Annotated in this window: 3 protein-coding genes; all 3 read left to right on the top strand. The window is 44.6% G+C overall.

Annotated elements, in window-relative coordinates; translation table 11 throughout:
- Positions 1-20: 20 nt before the first annotated feature.
- Entirely contained in the window at positions 21-986 is a 966-nt protein-coding gene (locus tag CAG68_RS00915) for a calcium/sodium antiporter (protein ID WP_005381102.1), read from the top strand.
- 29 nt (positions 987-1,015) lie between these two features.
- A complete protein-coding gene (gene kdsD, locus CAG68_RS00910) occupies positions 1,016-1,987 on the top strand; it encodes an arabinose-5-phosphate isomerase KdsD (RefSeq protein WP_065274891.1) in 972 nt (323 codons plus the stop codon).
- Positions 1,988-2,073: 86 nt separating this feature from the next.
- On the top strand, positions 2,074-2,312 hold a 239-nt coding region (gene lptC, locus CAG68_RS00905; protein ID WP_161440686.1), incomplete at its 3' end, for an LPS export ABC transporter periplasmic protein LptC.

Below are 2,312 nucleotides of genomic sequence, written 5' to 3'. Positions count from 1 at the left end.
TTTAATACTTAGGAATTCTCATGCTCGAAGCCGTTGCGTTGCTTATAGTCGGTCTTGTTTTGCTTGTTTGGAGTGCAGATAAACTTGTTTTTGGCTCTGCAGCGATAGCCCGCAACGTCGGTATTTCCCCGCTTGTCATCGGCATGACAATCCTCGCGATGGGCTCATCCGCCCCTGAGATGATGGTATCTGCAACCGCTGCTTGGGATGGCAAAACAGATACAGCGGTGGGTAACGTATTAGGCTCAAACATAGCGAACATTGCGTTAATCCTAGGTATTACAGCGCTGATCAAGCCTTTGTCGATTAGCTCCGCCGTCATCCGCCGAGAACTTCCACTCATGATAGCCGTAACCGTACTCGCTGGTATTCTGCTTTGGAATAGCCATCTCGGTTTTTATGAGGGTGTCTTATTGTTTGTACTCTTTGGGGCATTTTTATTTGCTATGTTGCAAATCAGCCGCAAAGAGCAAAAATCAGGTGATGTTTTTCTTGATGACCAAGAGTCAGAGATCCCAGAAGGCGTCAGTAACCCTAAAGCAATCATGTGGGTGGTTATTGGCTTGATACTGCTTCCTTTGGCAGCCAGCATGCTGGTTGATAACGCGGTAATTATTGCTAAACACTTTGGTATGAGCGACCTTGTTATCGGTCTAACTATTATCGCCATTGGCACTAGCCTGCCAGAACTAGCCGCATCACTTGCGGGAGTTTTAAAGGGTGAAGACGACATGGCTGTCGGTAACATTATCGGTTCGAATGTGTTTAACATTCTGGCGGTAATGGGGATTCCTGGCATCATTAATCCATCGGTGCTCAGTGAGTACGCGATGGGACGTGACTTCTGGGTCATGTTAGGCGTTTCATTGTTACTTGTCGCGATGTGTTTGGGTAAATCACGCAGTATTAACCGTATTGAAGGTGCCATCTTGTTTGTGTGCTTCTTAGGTTACCAAGTGTACTTATTCGCAAACATGACCGCTTAATTACCACGATCAATAAGTAGAGATCTGATATGTCCAATCAATTTGATTTTCGCGCTGCTGCTAAACAAGTTCTTGATATCGAAGTTGCTGCTCTGCAAGAGCTAGATACCTACTTTGATGATCAATTTGAAAAAGCGTGTGAACTTATCCTTTCCAACAACGGCAAAGTTGTCGTTATGGGTATTGGCAAGTCAGGCCATATTGGTAACAAGATTGCCGCCACTCTGGCAAGCACTGGGACTTCGGCGTTTTTCGTTCATCCAGGCGAAGCCGCACATGGTGACTTGGGTATGATTAGCCCTGGTGACATTGTGCTGACAATTTCTAACTCTGGTGAATCAAACGAAATTCTGTCTCTATTTCCAGTATTAAAGCGCCTGAATATTAAGATCATCAGCATGACAGGTAAGCCAGAATCAAATATGGCCAAGCTGTCTGACTTACACCTGCAAATTACGGTACCTCAAGAAGCTTGTCCGTTAGGCCTGGCGCCAACTAGCAGTACGACTGCCACATTAGTGATGGGAGATGCATTAGCCGTAGCTCTGCTTCAAGCTCGTGGTTTTTCTGCCGAAGATTTTGCCCTATCTCACCCAGGTGGTGCACTGGGGAGAAAACTGCTACTTAAGTTGTCTGATATTATGCACTTTGGAGAAGCGTTACCTAAAGTTTCTCCTGACGCATTAATTCGCGATGCCCTGCTTGAAATTTCAGAAAAGGGGTTAGGCATGACAGCCATCGTCGATGAGCACGATGCTATGCTTGGTATATTCACCGATGGTGATTTACGTCGTACCTTAGACAAGCGTATCGATATTCATACGACGGCAATTGGCGAGGTCATGACGACAAACCCAACCACAGCACACCCTGATATGCTGGCGGTTGAAGGTTTGAACTTGATGCAGAATAAAAACATTAACGCTCTGATTTTATGTAAAGACGAAAAAATTGTGGGTGCACTGAACATGCACGATTTACTAAAAGCTGGCGTGATGTAATATCAGCACAAACATTTAAATCATTTATTAGACGAATAAAGGCAATGGTCAGGGAAGTACTGAGCTAAACGATAGGCCTTCATTATATGAGTTTTACTCGCCTTATTTATTTGCTCTTGATCTTCGTTGTAGCGTGGTGCGGTTATTACCTACTAACCCCTAAAGGCAACGACGCAATTCAAGTAGCACCAGATTCTGAACTGCCCATGTTCAGTGGTTCTGGATTAGAAAACATCACCTACGGTGAAGATGGTGTCCGCAGTTACATCATTCGCTCCACTAACTTAGACCATTATGCTAAGAGTGGAGATACTATTTTTAATAA

This window comes from Vibrio sp. V42_P2S4T144 (assembly GCF_009904715.1).
Lineage (GTDB): Bacteria > Pseudomonadota > Gammaproteobacteria > Enterobacterales > Vibrionaceae > Vibrio > Vibrio alginolyticus.
This window is presented reverse-complemented; position numbering and strand designations above follow the sequence as displayed.

Excerpts from the sequence above, each read along its gene's own strand:
- CAG68_RS00915 (WP_005381102.1), top strand. The coding sequence starts at position 21 with ATGCTCGAAGCCGTTGCGTTGCTTATAGTCGGTCTTGTTTTGCTTGTT.
- kdsD (WP_065274891.1), top strand. The coding sequence starts at position 1,016 with ATGTCCAATCAATTTGATTTTCGCGCTGCTGCTAAACAAGTTCTTGAT.